At 39.6% G+C, this 22160-nt stretch carries 25 protein-coding genes; 10 read left to right on the top strand and 15 right to left on the bottom strand.

Going from position 1 to position 22160, the window contains the following annotated elements:
* The first annotated feature begins 120 nt into the window (after window positions 1–120).
* Complete coding sequence (gene potD / locus JI723_RS17500; protein ID WP_070925375.1) at window positions 121–1170, top strand: spermidine/putrescine ABC transporter substrate-binding protein PotD; 1050 nt, start codon at window positions 121–123, stop codon at window positions 1168–1170.
* Window positions 1171–1272: 102 nt separating this feature from the next.
* Here the strand turns inward: potD and JI723_RS17495 are convergent, their stop codons facing one another.
* The gene (locus tag JI723_RS17495; protein ID WP_140182749.1) at window positions 1273–1830 is read right to left on the bottom strand and encodes an NADPH-dependent FMN reductase; all 558 of its coding nucleotides are present in this window, start codon (window positions 1828–1830) and stop codon (window positions 1273–1275) included.
* A gap of 418 nt (window positions 1831–2248) precedes the next feature.
* On the opposite strand from JI723_RS17495, the gene JI723_RS17490 reads away from it, so the two are divergent.
* Window positions 2249–2584, top strand: coding sequence for a tRNA-binding protein (locus JI723_RS17490; protein WP_337979606.1), 336 nt, complete (start codon window positions 2249–2251; stop codon window positions 2582–2584).
* 130 nt (window positions 2585–2714) lie between these two features.
* Window positions 2715–3410 carry an AraC family transcriptional regulator gene (locus JI723_RS17485; RefSeq protein ID WP_337979605.1) on the top strand — a complete coding sequence of 232 codons (696 nt, stop codon included), beginning with the start codon at window positions 2715–2717 and terminating at the stop codon, window positions 3408–3410.
* On the opposite strand, the gene JI723_RS17480 is transcribed toward JI723_RS17485, so the two are convergent.
* The 11 genes from JI723_RS17480 to JI723_RS17430 all read right to left on the bottom strand — a co-directional run bounded on the left by JI723_RS17480 (window position 3397) and on the right by JI723_RS17430 (window position 12246).
* A complete protein-coding gene (locus tag JI723_RS17480; protein ID WP_070925378.1) occupies window positions 3397–3765 on the bottom strand; it encodes a DnaJ family domain-containing protein in 369 nt (122 codons plus the stop codon). The genes JI723_RS17485 and JI723_RS17480 overlap by 14 nt on opposite strands.
* 324 nt (window positions 3766–4089) lie before the next feature.
* Entirely contained in the window at window positions 4090–4428 is a 339-nt protein-coding gene (locus tag JI723_RS17475; protein ID WP_233445666.1) for a helix-turn-helix domain-containing protein, read from the bottom strand.
* Between the two features lie 17 nt (window positions 4429–4445).
* Window positions 4446–5270, bottom strand: a complete 825-nt coding sequence (locus tag JI723_RS17470) for an MrpH family fimbial adhesin (RefSeq protein WP_140182746.1) — start codon at window positions 5268–5270, stop codon at window positions 4446–4448.
* Between the two features lie 20 nt (window positions 5271–5290).
* Window positions 5291–5821, bottom strand: a complete 531-nt coding sequence (locus JI723_RS17465; RefSeq protein WP_070925380.1) for a fimbrial protein — start codon at window positions 5819–5821, stop codon at window positions 5291–5293.
* On the bottom strand, window positions 5821–6312 hold the full coding sequence (locus JI723_RS17460; protein ID WP_070925381.1) for a fimbrial protein: 492 nt from the start codon (window positions 6310–6312) through the stop codon (window positions 5821–5823). The genes JI723_RS17465 and JI723_RS17460 overlap by 1 nt, the downstream gene beginning before the upstream one ends.
* A gap of 11 nt (window positions 6313–6323) precedes the next feature.
* Window positions 6324–6878 (bottom strand): fimbrial protein, encoded by a 555-nt coding sequence (locus JI723_RS17455; protein ID WP_070925382.1) that lies wholly within the window; start codon window positions 6876–6878, stop codon window positions 6324–6326.
* The gene (locus tag JI723_RS17450) at window positions 6871–7452 is read right to left on the bottom strand and encodes a fimbrial protein (RefSeq protein WP_337979604.1); all 582 of its coding nucleotides are present in this window, start codon (window positions 7450–7452) and stop codon (window positions 6871–6873) included. Before JI723_RS17450 ends, JI723_RS17455 begins: the two co-directional genes overlap by 8 nt.
* A 12-nt stretch (window positions 7453–7464) precedes the next feature.
* Window positions 7465–8217 (bottom strand): fimbria/pilus periplasmic chaperone, encoded by a 753-nt coding sequence (locus tag JI723_RS17445; protein WP_420704843.1) that lies wholly within the window; start codon window positions 8215–8217, stop codon window positions 7465–7467.
* A gap of 31 nt (window positions 8218–8248) precedes the next feature.
* Window positions 8249–10927 (bottom strand): outer membrane usher protein, encoded by a 2679-nt coding sequence (locus tag JI723_RS17440; RefSeq protein WP_337979603.1) that lies wholly within the window; start codon window positions 10925–10927, stop codon window positions 8249–8251.
* Between the two features lie 20 nt (window positions 10928–10947).
* A complete protein-coding gene (locus JI723_RS17435; protein WP_319067161.1) occupies window positions 10948–11493 on the bottom strand; it encodes a fimbrial protein in 546 nt (181 codons plus the stop codon).
* A gap of 228 nt (window positions 11494–11721) precedes the next feature.
* Window positions 11722–12246 carry a fimbrial protein gene (locus JI723_RS17430; protein WP_140182742.1) on the bottom strand — a complete coding sequence of 175 codons (525 nt, stop codon included), beginning with the start codon at window positions 12244–12246 and terminating at the stop codon, window positions 11722–11724.
* Between the two features lie 682 nt (window positions 12247–12928).
* Between JI723_RS17430 and JI723_RS17425 the strand changes: the two genes are divergently transcribed.
* The gene (locus JI723_RS17425) at window positions 12929–13483 is read left to right on the top strand and encodes a tyrosine-type DNA invertase (RefSeq protein WP_140186398.1); all 555 of its coding nucleotides are present in this window, start codon (window positions 12929–12931) and stop codon (window positions 13481–13483) included.
* A gap of 427 nt (window positions 13484–13910) precedes the next feature.
* Here the strand turns inward: JI723_RS17425 and JI723_RS17420 are convergent, their stop codons facing one another.
* Window positions 13911–14804 carry a pirin family protein gene (locus tag JI723_RS17420; protein ID WP_337979602.1) on the bottom strand — a complete coding sequence of 298 codons (894 nt, stop codon included), beginning with the start codon at window positions 14802–14804 and terminating at the stop codon, window positions 13911–13913.
* A gap of 28 nt (window positions 14805–14832) precedes the next feature.
* Window positions 14833–15111: a GNAT family N-acetyltransferase gene (locus JI723_RS17415; RefSeq protein WP_139158614.1), complete on the bottom strand. Its 279-nt coding sequence runs from the start codon at window positions 15109–15111 to the stop codon at window positions 14833–14835.
* A 441-nt stretch (window positions 15112–15552) separates the two neighbouring features.
* Between JI723_RS17415 and JI723_RS17410 the strand changes: the two genes are divergently transcribed.
* The 6 genes from JI723_RS17410 to JI723_RS17385 all read left to right on the top strand — a co-directional run bounded on the left by JI723_RS17410 (window position 15553) and on the right by JI723_RS17385 (window position 20582).
* Window positions 15553–16674: a M42 family metallopeptidase gene (locus JI723_RS17410; protein ID WP_140182738.1), complete on the top strand. Its 1122-nt coding sequence runs from the start codon at window positions 15553–15555 to the stop codon at window positions 16672–16674.
* A complete protein-coding gene (gene sgcB, locus JI723_RS17405; protein WP_070925389.1) occupies window positions 16671–16961 on the top strand; it encodes a PTS sugar transporter subunit IIB SgcB in 291 nt (96 codons plus the stop codon). Before JI723_RS17410 ends, sgcB begins: the two co-directional genes overlap by 4 nt.
* Before the next feature lie 131 nt (window positions 16962–17092).
* Complete coding sequence (sgcC, locus tag JI723_RS17400; RefSeq protein ID WP_283125911.1) at window positions 17093–18406, top strand: PTS sugar transporter subunit IIC SgcC; 1314 nt, start codon at window positions 17093–17095, stop codon at window positions 18404–18406.
* Window positions 18407–18417: 11 nt separating this feature from the next.
* Window positions 18418–19224: a BtpA family protein SgcQ gene (locus JI723_RS17395; protein WP_070925391.1), complete on the top strand. Its 807-nt coding sequence runs from the start codon at window positions 18418–18420 to the stop codon at window positions 19222–19224.
* A 123-nt stretch (window positions 19225–19347) separates the two neighbouring features.
* Window positions 19348–19776: a PTS sugar transporter subunit IIA gene (locus JI723_RS17390; RefSeq protein ID WP_319067154.1), complete on the top strand. Its 429-nt coding sequence runs from the start codon at window positions 19348–19350 to the stop codon at window positions 19774–19776.
* Between the two features lie 32 nt (window positions 19777–19808).
* Window positions 19809–20582 carry a DeoR/GlpR family DNA-binding transcription regulator gene (locus JI723_RS17385; RefSeq protein WP_070925393.1) on the top strand — a complete coding sequence of 258 codons (774 nt, stop codon included), beginning with the start codon at window positions 19809–19811 and terminating at the stop codon, window positions 20580–20582.
* Window positions 20583–20722: 140 nt separating this feature from the next.
* On the opposite strand, the gene JI723_RS17380 is transcribed toward JI723_RS17385, so the two are convergent.
* Window positions 20723–22123 (bottom strand): PepSY-associated TM helix domain-containing protein, encoded by a 1401-nt coding sequence (locus tag JI723_RS17380; protein ID WP_337979601.1) that lies wholly within the window; start codon window positions 22121–22123, stop codon window positions 20723–20725.
* Window positions 22124–22160: the final 37 nt, after the last annotated feature.

Genomic DNA, 22160 nt, shown 5'->3' with positions numbered 1-22160 from the left:
GGTAGGTTCTGTTAGGAACCTATAAGATACATATACGCAAAATAATTCGAGTTTGTAACGGTTAGTTGTAACTTGATGCATGGCGAGTATAAACAACACTTTGTTGAGGAATGCTCAGTAATGAAAAAATGGTCCTATTTACTGGCTGCTGGTGTGATGGCTGCAAGTATTGGCGTGGCAACTGCCGCTGACGAAAATAAAGACGTACTGTATTTCTATAACTGGACAGAATATGTTCCCCCCGGTTTATTAGAGCAATTTACTAAAGAGACTGGGATCAAGGTGATTTATTCCACCTATGAATCAAATGAAAGTATGTATACCAAGCTCAAAACCTACAAAGAGGGCGCTTATGACTTGGTGGTACCTTCAACTTATTTTATCTCCAAAATGAGTCAAGAAGGGATGCTGCAAAAGATCGACAAAGACAAATTGAGTAATTTCAAAAATCTCGATCCTAACCTGCTACATAAAGAATTCGATCCACAAAATGATTACTCAGTGCCTTATATTTGGGGAGCGACAGGTATTGGGATTAACGGTGAAGCTGTTGACCCTGCGACTGTCACTTCTTGGGCCGATTTCTGGAAGCCTGAATACAAAAATAGTTTACTGATGATGGATGATGCACGTGAAGTATTCCAAGTTGCTCTAACTAAACTAGGCTATTCAGGGAATACCACCGACCCGAAACAAATAGAAGAAGCCTATAAAGAGCTACAGAAACTACGCCCTAATATCTTAGCTTTTAATTCTGATAATCCAGCAACTCCATTTATTGAAGGGGAAGTCGATGTTGGCATGCTTTGGAACGGTTCGGCGTTTGTTGCTCGCCAAGCAGGCTTACCGATTGAAGTGATATGGCCAAAAGAAGGCGGTATTTTCTGGATGGATAGTTTAGCCATTCCTGCGAATGCGAAGAATCCTGAAGGGGCTCATAAGCTAATTAATTTCTTATTACGTCCTGAAATTGCAGCTCAGGTCGCTGAGTCCATTGGCTATCCAACACCAAATCTTGAAGCGAAGAAAATGCTGCCAGCAGAAATTGCTAACGATCCATCACTCTATCCAAGTGAAGAAGTACTGAAAAAAGGTGAGTGGCAAAGTGACGTTGGTAATACCAATATTTTGTATGAAGAGTATTTCCAAAAGCTAAAAGCTGGCCGCTAATTGATTTGTTCTTGTTTATCTTAAAAATCTTAACGACTGCCGACAAACAGAATAGGTTTGTCAGCAGTTATAGGCATCGCGATTGGCGATGCCTTTTCTTGATTATTTCGCTATATTTTTTGTCACAAACAGTGCGTAGGCATCAGCCCATGTCTGGATAAACTCTTTACTCTTCTGGGCAAAATTATTTTGCTCATCCACCATACCATCAAACCATTTCAAAAAGCACTCAGGTTGATTGAGTGTTGGCATATTTAAAAATGCCAAGCTATTGCGCAGGTGCTGTTGTGCAATTGCTGTACTGATGTTACCGATTGAAACGCCAAGTATACCAGCAGGTTTGCCATTCCATGAATTATCACCCCACGGGCGGGAGCCTTGGTCGATAGCATTTTTCAACACGCCAGGGATTGAGCGATTGTATTCTGGGGTAACAAAAATAATGCCATCACATTGGCTGATTTGTGATTTAAATTGAGCCACAGTCGTAGGCACATGCTGATCAGCATCTTGGTTGTATAAAGGAAGCTCACTAATATCAATGAACTTAAACGTGAAATGACTAGGGAACAGCTTAATCAAAGCATTTGCGACCTTTTTGTTGTATGAATCGGAACGCAAGCTACCAACAACAACACCAATTTGATATTGATTTGACATAATAAAACCCTTTTCACATGAATGAAGAAATACATTTGTATCTTAGTGCTTTATACGGTGGAAGGTGATATTTTCATCATCAAATATCACATTTAACGTAAGTGGTATACCGTTGTATCACGATTATGACTCATATAAAAATTTTAATCATTTCAGTAAATTTCTCAGTGAGAAAATTCATTATACATACTTTAAATAATTCGAAATGCAGGTAGATGCAGAGCATAGATCAACACGCCGACTCGGCGAGCGTAGCGTAATCAACCTCTTGCACCTTGATGTATGAGAAGTATAGTCATAACAGCGTTTTAGCCAGCTATGACCTTTTGACAATATAAAATGCGTGTTTGGCGATAAAAGCGCAGCTCAATTTTATGCTAGTTTAAGTCATGATCAGATAATAACCCGAGACTAGAGTATGCAAATAATTGAATGGGATGATTTCACTCGTGTAGAAATGCGTGTAGGCACAATCATTAAAGCAGAAGTGAATAGCAAAGCCAAAAAACCTGCTTATGTGATGGAGGTAGATTTAGGCGAACAGGGTATTAAACGCTCAAGTGCACAGATCACCGTGAATTATACCCCAGAGCAGCTGATTGGTAAGCGAGTACTCTGTGTTTGTAACTTCGAAGTTAAGCGGATTGCAGGTATTAAATCAGAGGTATTGATTACAGGTGCACCCGATGAAAAAGGTGCGATTGTGTTAGCCGAATTTAATTTGCCGTTACCTAACGGTGCGCTTCTCGCTTAATCATTGTGTTTGTCATGACTTCACGTTACGTATTTTTCGCTAAGCCGCATGTGAATTATTTAGCGTAGGCCGCGCTTTAATTTTTAAAATCGTTATAATTCTCCTATTCGTTGTGAATAGGAGTTATCTATTGCTATTACCTGAACTGCACTATCGACAATACTCTGAAGATGTTATTTCTCATCAACATGATGGGCAGTGGCAGATCGTGTTTGCATTATCAGGGGCAATGGAAATCAATATGCATCGGCAGCACTTTTTATTAGGTGCGGGCAGTGGTGTGGTGATTGCCCCAGGTGTGAAGCATGCCTTTAGTGGGCAATTGGGTAATCAAAACTATGTATTAGAAATGCCAACGACCTCACAGTGGAGTGTTGATGAAAAACTGACCCAGTTTTCGTTAACACCCGCAGCAATAGGGTTACTCAATTGGTTGCAACGCTTTCCTCAGCCGCCCGAACAAAACTTCATGTTAGCTCGATTGTTACTTGCCCAATTAAAACCAGAGAGTCAGTGGATTGATACTGTAAATCAATGGGTAGATGCCCGATTACATTTACCGATCAGCTGCCAAGATATGGCAAATGCATTTTGTATGTCAGTGAGTACTTTGCAACGTAAATTTAAGGCAGAAACACAATTAACTGCGATGCAATTTATCTTACAAAAACGAATGGAAACAGCGAGCCGGTTACTGATGACAATGGCATCGATTGAACAAGTTGCACTATCGGTAGGCTATGAGTCTCATTCTGCTTTTAGCCAAGCATTCCGTCAGTTTTATGGTAAAACACCCATGGAGTACCGCTCCTCTATTCGGGGTTAAATCGTTGCTTAATAAGCGCGTTATATTCGCCATGCAGAAAATCGGTATTGATATTCGCCTGTTTTAACTTTAATTCTAATAAAGTAAGCTGTTTAGATAAAGATGAGTAATTTGGATCGTCCTCGGTGAGGCTTTTTAACATTTCGGCTAGGGTTAATGCATCTTTACGGTATTGCAACTCAGCGGGAAGATAGCCTGAATTTTTCAGTAATCGATAGCTAGCTCTTAATTCAGCTGGGATCTGGCTATCGTCATCGAGTAATAAAGGATGGCCTTCTCCTTTAAGATTATCGAGTTCACCGTTATTTAAAGCTGTTTGAATATGGCGTTCAGCCCAATCATCGATTATAGACATGGTATTTGTTTTCTATTTTATATTTCCTATATAGGATAAACCACATATAGAAAATATAAAATAGGCTGCGTTTTTAGCAGCCTATTCGCAATCAATGACACAAGGCGTAATCTTTCAAATGGGTTCCAACCATCAAATCCTTTAGTCTCTTTTAAGTCATAAGCATAGCTAGCGATTGCAGCCCTAAATAGCTGAAATCCCTATATCTAAATCTGTAAATATGCCTTGTGGAATGGAGTAATCGACCATTGCACTAATGATAGAAAGTACGACTACAAATGCGATTGTCATGCCGAACATGACTAATTTCAGTGATGCTCAATATTATTTAGAGTATAATGTCGCCTCTGCTTGTAACTGCATTTTATTGTATCTTTTATTTGCAATGGGTTGGTACTTTGGTTCGTCATCTAAAAATTGTGCTAGTTGCTCTGTAATATCTTCTAAGAACCAATGCATTGGCGTTTTTAAGGCAATTGATATACGAAATAAATGCAGTAAATCAACTTTGTTTTTACCTCTTTCATAACGTGAAATTTGTTGTTGGCTCACACCAAGTATGGTTGCTAATTGGGAGCCAGTGTAACCCAGCTCTTTGCGTTTTCTTAGGATCCGTTGACCAATCAGATAATGCATCTTTTCACTATTATTTTGAATATACATAATGACCACCTAACTCATTAAGGTATGGTTAAAATGACAGAGCCTGCACCAGCAAATGGCCCTGCGCTAACACGCCCATTGACTTCTAGTTCAGAGCTAATCTGAACCTGAGTGGTGCCATTCTTCGGCACATAAATTGAAACACCGGTTTGTCCAGCGATATTATTATTTAGGTATAAGTTTGCTTTTAAACTATTATCTCTACGAAGTGGGACTTTGCCGCTATCAGCCCCTGATGCGATGACTAATACTGTCATTTCTTGGTTACAGGTTACGTGGAAAGACGTGGACTTTCTGGCTTTAGGTAAGCTAACTTCATCGATATCACCATAATTAATGTTGATACTTGACTCAACGATGCGACATGCCCCAACAGGAGGTGGTGCAATACCACACAGAGAACCCGGTAGAAGATAACCTGAAGTTTCCACTAAACCTGAGTTGATACTTTGATAAAAAAGTCCCACGCATTCTTGGTTTTTTGATAAAGCATCACCGGTATGTAGAGCGGTTCCGCTCAAAGGAAAGCCACTAGATTGCATAACCCTAGCTCGGACTTCCCTCATGGTTTTTAGGCCTGTCACATTGGCTATTGTTTGTGTGACTCGGCCTGGCTGACCGTTTGCGTTGTGTTTATGGTTAATATTGATATAGCAAGAAGACCAATTGGCGCATGGGCTAGGAGTATAAGGGTCTTCTTCATCCCAACGCTCGATAACATAGGTATACGTTGCGTTAGCAGGGGTTCCTGTCGATTCCGTAATATACGAAAAAATTGCCGCAGAAGCAGAAAATGAGCTAGCTGCTATACTGGCAGTGAAAAAATAAGGTAACCATTTCATGTTAGTGTGCAGCCTCTAAGTTATTCGTAGTCCAGTTTGAATGTTGCTATGGCATTAAAAGGGCCTCGTTTGATCTCTCTCTTGCTGATCGCTTCAGGTTCACCTTTTAAATAAGCCTTAAATTTCAATGCAGTCGTACCATTTTGCAAAGCAAGCTTTTCACCTTGAGTGTTGACGGGTAAAAAAGTGCCATCTGCATCTTCAATACCAATTGCAAATCCACTCGCGTTACTACTCGATTGCAGTGCAAGATAGCCGGGTAGAGCCATATTGGCGGTGCCAGAAAAGGTGACATTGACGGATTTACCTACACTGGTATCACATTCAGATAAATTGATCGTAAATGCTTCACTGACTGTTCTGCCGTAGGCATATAAGTTCTTATCGGGAACATTACCGAAATCTAAGCGAACTGATTCATCACCCGGCTTGATGATGCAAGGCTCTTCCACCAAAATGCCATGAAAATGTAAGTTATCAGGTATGGCAGACGCGCTACCTATATAAGAGAGCATAAACATTAATATCAGTGTCTTTACGCTGTTATTCATTATTGATACTCCGCTAACAGTGTTGCTGTCACCGAAAATGGTCCTTCAGTGAGCGTAGAGCCTGGCCGTTTAATCGGAACAGCTTTAATTGCTGGTGGTGTTGTTGGTGTGATAGTAATGGGTTTATTAATCTCAAAAGGCTGACCGTTTTGAGTAATGCGGATTGCTAAATTCTTTTCATTAGTTTGCAGAGCTGCGCTATCAAAATTGCTTTGTGGCCCTGAAACTGAAAGCTTAAGTACCCAGCCTTTTGAGTTCTGTGCACACACCAATTTATAGTCGACATCTTGGGTGTAATTAATGCCATCAAGGCGGTGAATACCGACATTTTTGCCAAAGAACACATCAATGACATTGTCGTCTTGGATGGTACAAGCGGGTGGCTCAAGTAAAATACCGTATAACTTCATGTTTGAAGCAAATGTGCCTGTGGCGACTAACGACAGTAAGAGGCCAACTATCAGGCTGTATTGTTTGTTCAGCTGAAACATAGCAATTCCTCTCACTGATACTCAATTAATAAAGTAGCGATCGATTCAAAATAACCACCTTTTAGGTTGGCTGTTAGATCACGTACGGGAACGACTGCAAATTGAGGTGCATTGGGGTAGATAAAATTTACGGTTCGACCAACGGGTAGCTTGCTATTGTTGTAATGAATGGCAATGCCAAGTCCATCAATGTTGGTGGAGAGGGATTGGCTATCAAAACTTGCCTTATTGCCCTGTACTGACATTTTCATGGCATTTTTTGCTGATGCAGGCATTTTGTTACATTGAACGGTGTACAGGACGTCTTTTTTATAAGCAGTACCATCAATGCGAGAACTCATGACTTCGCCAAAATTAACTTCAATAAGATTGCCATCATTGATAATGCAAGGTGGAGGCGCGATCACTGTACCGGTAATGTTGACGTAAACAATACCGGGTATCGCCCGTACTTGAGCGGTAGGATTGATCCTAGATTGAGGTAAGTCTGCATAGACAGTCGATACCCCAAAAAGCGCACTGATACAGAGGCATAATGTGAAAGGCTTAATATTTAAATCAATCATAATTCACCCTAAAGTCCATTACGGCTCTAAAATGTCCTTCACTCAATTTTTCAGGAGTACGTACTGGAATGACGTAATAGGTTAACTGCCCTTGAGGAAATTCCAGAAATTGTGGACGACCACGGCTACCTAAACGGATAGTGTTCTTTTGTTGATCGGTAACTTTCAAGGCCAATCCACTTATTCCACTGACCGCCAACATTTCAGGAAAATACGTATCAGCGGGGGCAACAAATGACACAGTGACAATAGGTTGCATTTCACTCCATGTCGGTGTGTCGGTTCGTTGATCATAAAGAACGCCTTGTGAACGAATACAATCACGAAATAGTAGAGTGAAAAGCACAGGCTCTGCTTGGTTACCAGGCTTACGTAAACGATAAGCAGGAACATCACCGAGAGAAACTTCTTGCCATGCAGAAGCCATATCTAACGTGCATGGCGCTTCAGTTAAGGTACCTCTCACATGTATTTCGCCATGCAGCCCCTCAACTTGCCAATTATCACTATTGGCTGCCAATAGTGGCGGAGCTACACAGAGCATGGTGCTACAGAATAAGAGAGCCTTTTTCATGAAAATCCACCATTAATTATCTGAAGAAGAGGCAACGATACAGCTGGTACCACTGCATTTGAATGTCAGCTTAGGTCGACCCCCATAATCATTGATATAAGTCAGTACAGGTGAGGTTCCTAGCATACTAGCGCTACCGCGCAGGGTGGCATTCCCCTTCGGTGAAATCATTACGGGCTCAAAATTACCTACTGTGTCACTCTTCAGATCTTTAGCGGCGTCAACAATCGTTACAAAGTAAGCGGTTGGATTATGGATTTGGTAACTATCCCCTACACGCTGTAGAGTGATTTTTTCTTGCCATGGGTTATCGAGATCACTGCGTGAAGCGTAGAGTGCTTTTGGGCGATAGAACAACTTAATACGCGTTTGTAGTGCGATTTGCAGGACATTAGGTTGGCTGCTTTTAGGGGGTATTTCACGTAAATTAAAATAGAACACGCTTTCTCTATCTTGTGGTAACTTCGTAATGTCTGGTAGAGATTGAATTTTGACCTGACTTTTATCTCCTGCCTCAACGCGCTGTACTGGTGGCAAGACCGTGAGTGGGGATTCGATTTTGGTGCCGTTAGCATCTTCTATCCAACCTTGAGCAAGGTAAGGAAGCTCTTTGTTTTGGTTGGTCACATTGAGGCTGATCGTTTTTTCATTGCCATTAAAAATGACACGCGTCCTATCTAAAGCGATAGCTGCATTTGCCTCACTACAAAGAACCGCAGTTAATGTCATTGTGGTGGTAAAAAGTGCGATATTGTTCATTTTCATATGTATTAACTCTTTTTATTAAGCTTTATCTTTACAGTGATGCATCGTCAGCGGAATACTGAATATCGGGTCGCGTCAGTAACCAGCGTTCGCGAGGAATGATGTTTTGCACAGGTGTCACTGGTGGCTGAACATTATGGATTACAGGTGCTGTGGCAGTATTTACAGGTGTTGCACTTGGATCCATATCACAAGGTAGTAGCAGTGAATTAAACTCGACACTTTCAATATTCTGTGGGATTTGAATGCGACACTGTGTCTGCCCATTCCAATTCACATCCAATATTTCGTTTGGATTGATACCTGAAAGATATACAGAGCCATTATCATTGACGATGCCAACTTCATGTTTTTTAGCATTAAGAATAGAGGCACCAAATGGCGGATAAGAGCCATCAGCAAGCGCCAAGCGAACCATCGTTTTCAAACCAGAAAGGACATCAAATTTACGATAGGCAATTGCCCCTTCAGTAACGGTAAATTGCTGAACAGATTTCACGGCTTCAACATTATCTGGTAGCTTGTTCAGGTCAACACTGGTACTCATACGGTAGTAATCGTTGATATCAGCAATAACCGCTTTACCGAATCGGTTAGTGCGAGTGTTAGCGCCAAAACCTTTGATTGGGACATTAGCAACATTCTCTGTATCCACCATAACTCGGCTCGCTCCCGGTAAGTTGATACGGTGAAGTGCCGCACCATAACCCGTTAATGTTGCACCGCCTTGTAATGAAAGAGCTGCGGAAGAGTAATCTCCTGCGACATAGCTGGCGTTACCCGTTACGGTCGCTGCATCACCATAATGGATGTAATAACCGTTCGCTGTAGCTTTACCTCGTGAACTTAAACCTGTACCAAGGCGATAGCTATTTCTGTCATCTAATCGATCGTAGTAACTGACTGTATGGGAGTTACCTGTTCTATTGATCACGCTGTTATAGCTAATGGTCGCTGCATCACCCATTGGCAAGGAAACGTTGAGGTATAAACCATCATCATTCTTTCTACCTTCATATTGGTTACGAAAGGCATTCAAACTGACGTTAATATTTTTGAATTTACCTAGATCAAAATATTTAGAGAGAGAAAGGTTGTAGCGCTTGGTATTTGGTCTATTCCAATAGGTTTCATGGCTATAATCAAAGTAGGCACTCAGACCAAGTGCAACAAATTGCTTATTCAGCATGATGGTATAAAGTTCTTTGGTATTATCTTGTGCTGAATTACGATAGCGTCGATCGAGATATTGGTTCATATTCATGAAATCGCGCTCAGAGAACCGATACCCAGCGAAAGTGACTTGGCTATCATATTGTTCAAAGCGTTTTGAATAGCTAAGACGATATGAACCGCCAGTATAGGTTTTATTATCAGAAGGTAGTTTTGCTCTAGATTCAGTGATATCGAATGAAATAGCACCAAACATCATGAGGTCACGACCCACACCTACAGATAGCGCATTATAGTCACCTGCTCCAAGTAGCCCGCCGTAGAGCGACCAACCATTTGATACACCCCAAGAAAATTCACCTAATGCGAATCCTGGACCTTCAGTACGGTGATCCATATTACTTGGGCGGCCACCAATTAATTTAAATTGCACGCGACCAGGACGAGTTAAATAAGGAATGGTTGCGGTGTCCATTTGAAATTCTTGAACAGAACCATCTTGCTCTTCAACACGCACATTGAGTTTACCGTTTACGGCATCACTTAAATCTTGAATACGGAAAGGACCCGGAGCCACTTGGGTTTCATAAATAACACGTCCCATTTGGCTTATTGTCACTTTGGCATTGGTTTTAGCAACACCGCTAACTTCTGGTGCATAGCCACGTAAATTCGGGGCTAGCATGTTATCTTCAGAGACTAAGCTGGCGCCAAGGAAACGAAATGAGTCAAAAATACCTGAACGCAAATATTCTTCACCGAGAGTTAATTTTGCACTCAGTTCAGAGATAGCTCTATAAGCATAATATTGGCTCCAATCCCAGCTACGTTCAGTTGATTGGCCCGTGGTATCGTTATAGTTTGCTTGCCAATTTGCACGAAAACGCCATGCGCCAAGGTTAAAGCCCATTACGCCATTACCTGTTATTTGCTGATTGGTATTTGAGTTTTTATGATCGGTAACTTGAGCATTAATATTATAATCAAATAACGCTCCTGAAATTCCGTTATCCCAACGTGAAGGTGGATCCCAGTTCTCAGCGGTATATTCAAGATAGGCTTGCGGAATAGTAATATTAATCGTTTCTGTTGCAAGAGAACCTTGTGCTGACATTCCCGTAATAGAATCTATTTTTAAGCACTGTCCATCGTGCCACCATTGTGCTTTTTTTTGCCATTCATTACGTAATGCTAATTGCGAAATAATCTCAGGTGATAAACAAGGAACGGTTTCTTGCTCATTTTGTTCAGAAACAATATAAGGAACGTCATAAGTTGATGGCAGTGTATTATTATTTAAGCTGATATAAAATGGGTAAGTGCCGGGCATAATATAGCCGGCTTGCGTAAATTCACTTAAATCGATATTCTCACGATCTTTGAGATCGAGAATATCCGTATTAAATTCAATATTTCCAGTCGCTAAAACAGAATTAGGCTGTGCGAACGCAATAATTATCATTAATGCGATAGGATTAAAATAATGACGCGTTGAGTCAGCTAAGACTTTATTTGTTTTTGTTAATAACAGAGCCATAATAGTCCCTTCGCGGTAACTCAGTAATAATCCATTTTGAAACGGACAGTGGTTTGATAATTCCCTGACTCAAGTCGCTGATTATTTGTGACTAAACGCATGCCATAATTTAGCGTCATTGAACCTGATTCAATGCTACGAGCAGGCAGAGGTTTTCCTGGAAATGCATGATTTCCTTGTTCGTCTGTAATTTTTAACGAAATTCCTTTTGCTTTGCCGAATAAACGGAAATTATCTCCATCATGTGAACCATCAAAAGTAATTTCAAACGACTGCCAGTCAGGTTTGCCCGGTGTTAATGGTGTCAGGACGCAATTAATCAAACGAATAGAAAATGGGCGAATAGGGCCTTGTTTATCATGTATCATTTGACTGATGGGGATAGTCTTCAATTCAATAGATTGATTACGGCTCCCTGCCTCAATTGCGCAAGGGCTATCAATAATTGAGCCTTCTACTGCGACATATCCATCACCCTGCATTGCTCGGTATGTTTGAACACTCGCACTTACAGGGATGGCTATCATTCCTGAAAACACCATGGCTAAAATGCCAAAGTGATTCATAGATATACTCCGTTTAAAATAGTGACTGATACTCGTTATATTTTAGGTTGCTGCACTTTCGTTAAGGTACAGAGGCTATATTTGTTGATGTTAATCGCATAAATTTAGCTATTTTTAGCGACTTATTTATTACTTAGCTGAACCTTAAATTATTTAGAGTATCTTTATCCATCATATATGCATGCGATAAAATAAGGCCTATACTTCCTTGTTGAGGCCTTTTTACTGTTATTGGTAGTTTAAAGCGAAGGTAGCGATAGCTTTGAATTCGCCTGGTGTTGCTGCATTCGCTGAGTTACCTTGCATATAAGCTGCAAAGTTCAGGTCATTGTTACCATCTTTTAGGGTTACAGCGTCAGATGCCGTACCTAGTTTGATTTGTTTTCCACCTGCGTTAGTTAGGACGATAGCTGCATTTTGCGCTTTACCTTCGATAGCTAAAGAACCATCAACGATGGAGCTTGGTGCGCCAGTAAAAGTAGTCTGTACTGTTTTTAGTGTTTCAGTCGTACAGTTTTCTAATGCAATTTTAAAAGCACGGGAATTACTACGTCCGCCATCTTTTAATTCTGCTGTAGAAATCTGTCCCATGCGAACGATTTGCTCTGATGTTTCAGGAGTAATTGAGCAAGGTGCATCAATAATGGAGCCAACAAATGTCACTGTGCCATGTCCTTGGTCTGCTGCATTTGCTGCACCAGCAGCGATTGAAAGTCCTAAGCCTAAAACTAATGCAATTTTATTCAGATTCATTTTATACATTTCCATTAAATAAAAAGACGTTATAAAAATTAAATAAAAACAACGGATTCATTAGCTGTTTTTATTCTTTATTGATTTCTCTAATGTGTTTGAATTTGATGCATCAAATAGAAATCACAGTCAGTAAAGTTATTTTCTATGAACAAGAAATCGAACAATATGCACCAAATTGTCCAATTAAGTTTTTAACTTTATGAAATTATGTTTATTGAAATAAATAACTTTATTGAGATGAATTATTGTTATTTTATTATGTTTTTAACGGGTGCGGAGCGTACTCGCGGAAGGCTTAACTTTTATTCCGCTATCACTTTTAGAGTGTAAATAAAGTAAAATAAAATTAATTGTTTTGTATCAATGCGTTATGAGGTAGAGGGCACGAGTTAACACGGAATTTGACTTAATTGGATAATGGAACAATAATACGGACAGTTTGGTGCAAAGTGTTAATTTTAAATGTAAAAACTAGAATTCGACGATCGGTTTTATCTGTTTTACTCATAATAGGTAAAGATAAATAATCAAATTTATCCTAAACTTTTAGCTTTGAAGTAGTGTGTTTTGGTGTTTTTTTCTGGTTAATATTTAATCTTTAGTTTATTTTTTTTAAAGTTTTGCTATGTTAGATTCATTGCGATTTCAGGAAATTACTTTTAAATGGGATATAAATACTATGAAGCAGAGGAAATTCTTAACTCGATATGAAATAGACGCAATATTGAGTGAAGCTAAAAAAGGACGTTATTCTGAGCGGGATTATTGTATGTTATTAATGTGCTTCATTCATGGGTTTCGCGTCAGTGAATTATGTCGTTTATCTCTGAAAGATATCGATCTTAATTCAAAAGTTCTTTATGTGAGACGTTTAAAAGGTGGTTTATCAACGACACAACCTTTAGTTGAAAAAGAATATAACGCATTAAATGAATGGCTGAATATACGTCGTCATTGGCGAGAGGCAGATTCACCATGGGTTTTTTTATCACAAAAAAATGGCGCTATTTCTCGTCAGCAAGTTTACGGATTAATTAAAACCTATGGAAAAAAAGCTGGGGTTTCGATTGATGCGCACCCACATATGCTACGTCATTCATGTGGTTATGCATTAGCGGATTTAGGGCGCGATACACGCTTAATTCAAGATTATTTAGGTCATCGAAACATTTCACATACTGTTATCTATACAGCGAGTAATGTAAAAAGATTTTACCATATTTGGGATATCTAATTATTAATAATGCTTAAGTTAAAAAAAATCATGAGCAACTCAGTATCACATTGGTAATATAAAGCATATCTTGATATTAAAGGATGTTTATTTCTTTTGATTTCAATATATATTATGCAAAAAATATTATTTTTGAAAGATGCCGTTACAATTAAAGTGTTAATATTATTTAATTTCAAATTGACATGTTAATTTATTGGTATTAATAAATGAGAAATTTGTAATTGATAATTTAATTTATATTGCTTGGAATTAGGAGTGATTATAACTTAATTGATTAGAATGTCATATTTTAAGATTATTCTTGCTGATTATTTTTTAGAAAAGTAAATATATTCTATACTTTTGGGGCGTTAAGGTAGCTCTAATTAGTTTATTTTACTCAATTGAAAACTCAAGTAGGTCTTCCCCACTTGAGTGATTTATTTTATGGCATTAATGGTGAGGGGGTAGGGATACGATCGTCATTGATTACTTTACCAAACCGAGTACTACCTTGATTCCATTCTTTTATTGCGGTGGCTATTTCTATTTTTGTACGACCAATGAAATTCCACCACATTAAAATCGATTCATGCAATGGCTCTCCACCTAATAAAAGAAGATGACTTCCAGATGAAAGATTTATAGTAATTTTACTTAGATTTTGACCTAAATAAATTAATTGATTAGTTTGGCTGTGCTGAGTTTCAATAACGGCATTTCCTTCAATAACAAAAATACCATATTCAAATTCAGGACGTAGCAATAATACGATTTCTTCATCACTTCGTGTGGTGATATCTAGCCCTATTAGCGATGAAAAAGATAGAGTTGGTGCCTTGTAGGTTTCGTATTCACCGACTAATAAGTGGAATTTAGCTGAGCCTACAGACCACTCAGGTAAGGTTGGATAATGGTCAAAACGTGGAGGGATATCTTTAACTGTCTCTGGTAATGCAATCCATAGCTGAACTGCATGTAGTTTATGACTTTCTCCATAGGTATCTTCTGAGTGGCTAATTCCTTTGCCTGCCGTCATTAAATTAACTTGTCCGGGACGGATCACCTGCTCGCACCCTAAACTGTCTCGATGAAGCACTTCGCCTTCGATCATCCAAGTGAATGTTTGTAATCCAGTATGCGGATGTGGCGCTACACGCATTCCTTCTGAATCACCTTTAAAGACAGTTGGCCCCGCATGATCGAGGAAACACCAAGCGCCAATTAAGCGTCGCTCTTTTGTTGGTAAAACTCGGGAAACAGGTAATCCGCCAACATCTTTAATACGTGCACTAATTTGCTGGAAATTAAGTTCACCCTGATTAGTTGGAATGCTCATATTATCCTCTTTATATTTTTTATAGATGCTATTGGCGAATATCACTATACTCAGGCGTTCTATCAAATATGGCTTTGGCAAAAGGGCAGAGTGGAATTATTTTCCGGTGCTCACCTCGCATTCTTTCGACAACTTTAGCAACGAGTTGTTTGGCAATCCCTTGGCCTTTTAGGCTCTCATCGACAATCGTATGATCAATAATGGCGAGTCCTTCTCCCGTATAGACAAAGGTAATTTCAGCCAAACGGATTTGTTTATCGTCAGATAAAATAAAAAAGCTAGTATGGTCAGATTGAATATTCAGCATATAACACTCCGAGTAATGAAAGCAGATTTATAGTCGTCATACTTCAAGTTGTAGGGTTTTTTGTTGAGGTATAAGTGACGACGTTACGCTCACCAAGCCACATAGTTTATCTATGCTCCCTATCTATCTTTGCTTTTCGCCTACTTAAAACTCGAATTATTTAGAGTATATATTTAGCTTAGTGAGAATCTATCGCAAAGACAATTAAGTTTACCTGTTCATTCATATCGAATTATTTGAATGAATTCCCCCTCCTTTGTAGCCGAATTTGCTTGTCTACTGAACAATCGTGATGAGCGAAATTGTTGCGTATTTGTCACATAATTATTTCAAAATGTTAATTTAAACTCTGTAAAGTGATTTCAATCACAATAAACCCGCCGTTTTTTGCATATAAATCGCTCACATTCATGTCGTTTTCATCAAAAGGGGATCATCCCAATGGTATTTTCTATTCGAGATACACTCTTTTCTTTATTGACGTTAGATGGTATTTCAGGCCACGAATCTTCTATTGCGAATGTGATGAAAAGCCACTTTAAAACTACAGCAAAAGAGGTTTGGCAGGACCGATTAGGTAACGTAGTTGCCCGATATGGCAGCGAAGCACCTAATGCTATGCGTTTAATGGTGTTTGCACATATGGACGAAGTTGGCTTTATGGTTCGAAAAATCGAACCATCAGGTTTTATTCGTTTCGAACGTGTCGGAGGGCCTGCACAAGTGACGATGTCGGGTTCGGTTGTGCGCCTTGCTGGAGAGTTTGGTTCAATACCGGGTTGCATCGGTATTAAGTCTTATCACTTTGCCAAAGGCGATGAGAGAACACAATCCCCTTCTATTGATCAGCTATGGATTGATATTGGTGCAAAAGATAAAGCAGATGCTGAGCGAATGGGTGTGAAGGTTGGTACAGCAATTACCCTCTATAATCCACCGCAAGAGCTAGGCAATCAAATGGTTTGCAGCAAAGCACTAGATGATCGGTTGGGCTGTACGGCATTACTCGGTCTAGCAAATGCAATTCATAATAAAGATCTTGATATTGCAGTTTATATTGTTGCATCGGTACAGGAAGAATTTAATATTCGAGGAATCTTGCCTGTACTAAGGCGTATTAAGCCCGATCTTGCTATTGGTATTGATATCACCCCTTCTTGCGATACTCCCGATCTTAATGATTACTCTGATCTGGTTATTAATGGTGGAGTGGGTATCACCTGCCTCAACTATCATGGCAGAGGCACCCTTGCGGGGTTAGTGACTCCTGTTCGCTTAATCAAGCTATTAGAAAAAACGGCGATAAACCATCAAATTCCAGTTCAAAGAGAAGTTGCCCCAGGAGTCATCACTGAAACCGGTTATATTCAAGTTGAGCAAGATGGTATCCCTTGTGCCAGTTTATCTATTCCTTGTCGGTATACACATTCACCTGCCGAAGTGGCCAGTTTAAATGATCTGAATGACTGCATTCGGCTACTCACTGCATTAGCGACATTACCAGCTAATCAATTTCCTATTGAGTCTGACTCAAACAATGATCAAGAGGTTATTACAAAATGAAAAAAATCCTCGTTGCATGTGGAACGGGTATGGCGACTTCCACCATGATTGCCCAAAAACTTCAAGACTATTTAGCTTCTGAAGGTATTTCAGTCGCAACTTCACAATGTTGTTTGAATGAAATACCACTCAATAGTCGCGGTGTTGATTTGATTATTACTGCAATGAAAACAGACACCGATTACGGGGTTCCTTCACTTAATGGAGCAGCTTTACTTACAGGGATTAATGATGATGCATTAAAACAACAAATTAAGACATTGTTATCACAAGAACACTCTAAATAATTCTAATTGCAGGTAGGTGACAAGTGAGTGAGTTGCTAGAAGCGTAGAAAACTATGCGATAAGTAGCGAATGAATGAAATCAACAATACTGCAATTGAAATATGACGAGCTAGAACCTAATAGGTGACGTTATGTTTGATTATATACTTTCATTAGGCGGTACTGTATTTGTCCCAATTGTCATGATAATTATTGGTTTAATATTTCGCCTTCCGTGGCTGCAAGCCATCAAAGCGGGTGTAACCGTTGGCATTGGTTTTGTTGGAATGGGGCTAGTGATTGTGATGGCAATCGATAGCCTTAGTCCCCCCATTAAAATTATGATTGAGCGCTTTGGCTTGTCACTTCATGTACTGGATGTTGGTGCAGGGCCGGCATCTGGAGTGGGATACGCAACAGCCGTTGGTGCTGTTATCATTCCAACTATCTTTCTATTGAATATCGCTTTGTTGTTTACACGTCTTACAAAAACAATGAATGTTGATATTTATAACTATTGGCACTATGCAATCACTGGTACGGTCGTGCAAATGGCGACAGGAAGCCTAGTTTATGGGATTGCAGGAGCGATGTGCCATGCTATTTTATCTCTCAAAATGGCTGATTGGACGGCAAAACGTGTTCAAACGATTGTTGGCTTAGAAGGCATTTCGATCCCGCAAGGTTATGGCTCCAGCTCAGTCCCTTTATTTGTCCTTCTTGATAAGATTTATGAAAAAATTCCATTCCTGAAAGGGAAAAGTATTGATGCACAAGCGATCCAGAAACGCTATGGCATGGTCGGTGATCCTGTGATCATCGGGGTAGTTCTTGGATTATTATTTGGCCTTGCAGCAGGGGAAGATTTTAAAGGCTGTGCAACCTTAGTGATCACTGTTGCCGCGATTATGGTGCTATTTCCACGCATGATCCGCTTAATTGTTGAAGGATTATTGCCGATCTCTGAAGGTGCTCGTAAGTTTTTTCAAAAACATTTCCATGATCGTGAAGTTTTTATTGGCTTAGACTCTGCTGTGACTTTAGGACATCCAACAACAATTGCAGTGGGTTTACTCCTTATTCCTATCATGTTGGTGCTTGCCAGTGTTTTACCCCTTAATAACGTTTTACCGCTAGCCGACCTACCCGTTGCACCTTTTTTTATTTGTATGGCGACAGTGATCCATCGTGGTGACTTACTTCGTACTTTAATTAGTGGTGTGATTGTCATGAGCTCAGTTTTATTAATTGCGAGCCAATTTGCTCCTTTCTTTACAGAAATGGCGCGTAATGGCGGCTTTGATTTCGCCGCAGATGGGGCACAAATCAGTGCATTATCAGTCGGTAATATGTTTGGTTGGTCGATATACGAATTGATGTCATTTGGTTTGATAGGTGTTGTGGTGACCGTCGGAGTGGTTGCCTGTGTGGTTATTTTTCTACGTAATCGTGAATTACCTGAATAAGGAGTGTAGATATGAGTTGGTTAAAGGATGTGATTGGAACGGAAAAAGCCGTTATTGCAATGTGTCATTTGCGTGCATTACCGGGCGATCCTGATTTTAATGCGCAGCAGGGAATGCAATGGGTAATCGATAGAGCTTATGACGATTTAATGGCGCTACAAAACGGCGGTGTTGATGCTGTCATGTTTTCAAATGAATTCAGCTTACCTTATCTTACTCAAGTAAAGCCTGAAACAACGGCTGCGATGGCACGGATCATTGGGCAACTGATGAGTGAAATACGTATTCCCTTTGGCGTTAATGTGCTGTGGGACCCCGTTGCATCATTAGATTTAGCTATGGCAACCGGCGCTAAATTTATTCGAGAAATATTCACGGGGGCCTATGCCAGTGATTTTGGGGTATGGAATACCAATGTGGGTGAAACTATCCGTCATCAACATCGTATTGGGGCTTCTGAGGTAAAAACGCTGTTTAATATTGTTCCAGAAGCAGCGGTATATTTGGGGGGACGTGATATTTGCTCTATTGCTAAATCAACCGTTTTTAATAATAAGCCAGATGCTTTATGCGTTTCAGGGCTGACAGCTGGCGCTAAAACCGATAGTGCTATTTTAAAACAAGTTAAAGATACGGTGCCGAATACCGTGGTTTTTGCCAACACAGGGGTATGTTTAGAAAATGTGGAAGAGCAACTAAGCATTGCTGATGGTTGTGTCACCGCCACAACATTTAAAAAAGATGGCGTTTTCGCCAATTTTGTTGACCAAACTCGAGTGGAGAGATTTATGGAGAAAGTACACAGCATTAGGCAATGAAAAGGAGATAAGCAAACAAGCTTATCCCCTTAGGTAACAATAGTGAGCCCCGCAATCTTCGCCAAAAGGTAGGCAGGGCTCTATTTATAAGAGTATACCGAACCCAAAAGGAGTCAATATATAATGATTGATGATGCTAAATGGATCCAAATAAACCAAACAGCACAAGATTGGCAAGAAGCACTGGCGATAGCTTGTGCTCCGCTGATTGAGTACGGTGCGGCTGAGTCCGCCTACTTGCAAGGTATCATTGACAATACAAAAAGTTGGGGACCTTATTATTTGATTGCACCGGGTATTGCGATGCCGCATGCACGTCCTGAACAAGGTGTTATTGATAACCAAATCACACTGACGACATTAAATCAGCCCGTTGTTTTTGGCCATGAAGAGTGTGATCCGGTATGGCTATTAATTACTATTTGCGCCATTCATAGCGATGATCATATTCGATTGATTCAGCGTATTAGTGAGTTGGTTGATAGCCCCTTATCACTCGATAAAATCCGGACAGCAAAAACAGTGAGTGATGTTTTGCTTTTACTAAACTAGAGCCTAGGTTAATAAGCAGAGGAAATCCATTTATGAGTCTGTATAAACCTGATCGGATCCAACAAATGTTACAGTATTTGTGGAAATGCCGAGAGTTATCAACACAGCAGGCAGTTGAATTATTTGGTTGTGCAGAAGCGACAATCCGCCGTGATTTTCAATATATCGTTGAACACTATCCCGGTATGACACGTACACATGGGCGTATTGATTTTGATGATAGTACAACAGACAAAGAATCACAGTTTGATGTTAGACGTTCTTTAAATTGTGCATCTAAACGCGAAATTGCATTAATTGCTCGCCAATTGATCCATGAAGGAGATTGCTTTTTCCTCGATTCAGGTTCGACGTGTCTCGAACTTGCTAAATGCCTTGGTGATATTAAAGTCAAAGTGATTTGTAATGATATAAAAATTGCTAATCAGCTTGGCGCATTTCCAAATGTTGAAAGTTATATTATTGGTGGGTTAATTAGACCAGGGTACTTTACAGTAGGTGAAAGCTTAGCCTTGGAAGCCTTGAATGCTTTTGCTGTAGATCGTGTGTTTATGTCTTGCGATGCCTTATCGATTGAGATGGGGATCACAAATGCAACGATGTTTGAGGTTGGTGTAAAACGCAAGTTGATTACTCGTTCACCTGAGGTAATTTTACTTGCAGATCATACTAAATTCGATATGTTTGAGCCCCATGCAGTAGCCACATTATCTTGTGTAAAAACCATTGTCAGTGATAGTGGATTATCCAAAGAAACCCAACAACGTTATCAGCAAGCTGGATGTCAGTTAAAATGTACTTATTAGTTAAATACACTCATCATACTTCAAGTTGCAGCGTGGTTGATTACGCTCACTTAGGCTAGTTATCTTATTTTCTATGTTGCTAGCGATACGTTTGCTTGTCGCCTTAGCTGCACCTTGAGTTATTTAACGTATATTTGTATTTATTGAGGAAAAACATTGGTTATTTTTTTATGTTTTTTCCAAAGCAATACATCAATGAATAAAAATACCAATAAGCTAGCTCCTAATACTGGTAAGCAATAACCTAGCATAATCGTGAGTGTTACAATTAATAGCTGCCATGGAATTGATAATGATAGCCAACATGCAGTTAAAGTGCTTAATGGGTTATTCTGTGGACGACTGGGGCGGCGTATCCACCACATACGATATCCAAGCAGTAATAAGCAGCAAATACAGAAAGTAAAACCGAGTAACAGCAATCTATTTGCCATTCCAAATAGTTTTCCCATATGTGCATCAACACCCCAGCGCGTTAATTTAGCCATCATTGGAAAGTTGTCGAAATAAATATGGTCAATGACTTTATAGTCATGTGGGTTAATCGCGATAGCATCGACTTGTGTTGGCCAATCACGTTTATTTTCAGTGATCGTCCATGCGTCACTCGCTGTTTTTGGCTGACGTATTTCCACGTTATCAGCTTTAATTCCATTACGACGAGCCTGATATAAAACAATTTCCCAATCTAAATCAGGCTTATTAATATTTGACGCGCTATTCTGCGACTGTAAGCCTTTATGATTATGATCTTCATGTTGATGATCTCCATGATTATGACTTGAAATGACGGCTTCATTTTCAGACTTTAATTTAGTATTCAATTGTGGAGTTAACCAATCGAATGAAGTACGTAGCGCATTTATATTATCACCAGCCCATTTTGACCATGTCAGGCCTGTTACAGACATAAATAACATCCCTAAAAATAACAATAATCCGAGGGTTATATGCCAATGTCGAGTAAAAGCAAAAGGACTTCTTTTTTTCCTTGATAAGTGCTTACGTCGATGATTTATCCATAAAATTACACCTGTAATTGCAGAAACCCACAACCAAGAAGCTGCTAATTCGCTATAATGTCGTCCAACGCTTCCTAAATAAAGTTCGGTATGTAATTTCGTTAGCCATGTATGTGTAGGTAAAAAACCAGAAACAGGCGAGAAAAAATAATCAGCTTTAATTGCCAGTGAGTAGGGATCTATAAAGATAGTGCGCAATTTTTCCGATTCTAGATTTGGGTACATAAATTGAATGTAGGTTGTCTCGTCTGGTTGAGGTGCTGGGCGTACTTTATGAATAAAGTATTGTTCACCAACATAATGGCGAGCCGCTGAGATTTGTGATGAGAGTGGCTTACTATTACCAGAGGGCTGTGTCGTTAAAACATCACGATAAATAATATCTTCAAATTGAGTGGAGAGTATATATATAAAGCCAGTTAATGCTGCAATAAAAATAAAAGGCGCTATAAATATACCAATATAAAAATGTAAGCGATGTACTAACGCAGTTAGTGAGCGACGATCTAAAGGTTGCATGATTTACCTCAATATCAGTCAATTGTTGGATTAATTA

This window comes from Providencia manganoxydans (assembly GCF_016618195.1).
In the GTDB taxonomy this organism is placed as follows: Bacteria; Pseudomonadota; Gammaproteobacteria; order Enterobacterales; family Enterobacteriaceae; genus Providencia; species Providencia manganoxydans.
This window is presented reverse-complemented; position numbering and strand designations above follow the sequence as displayed.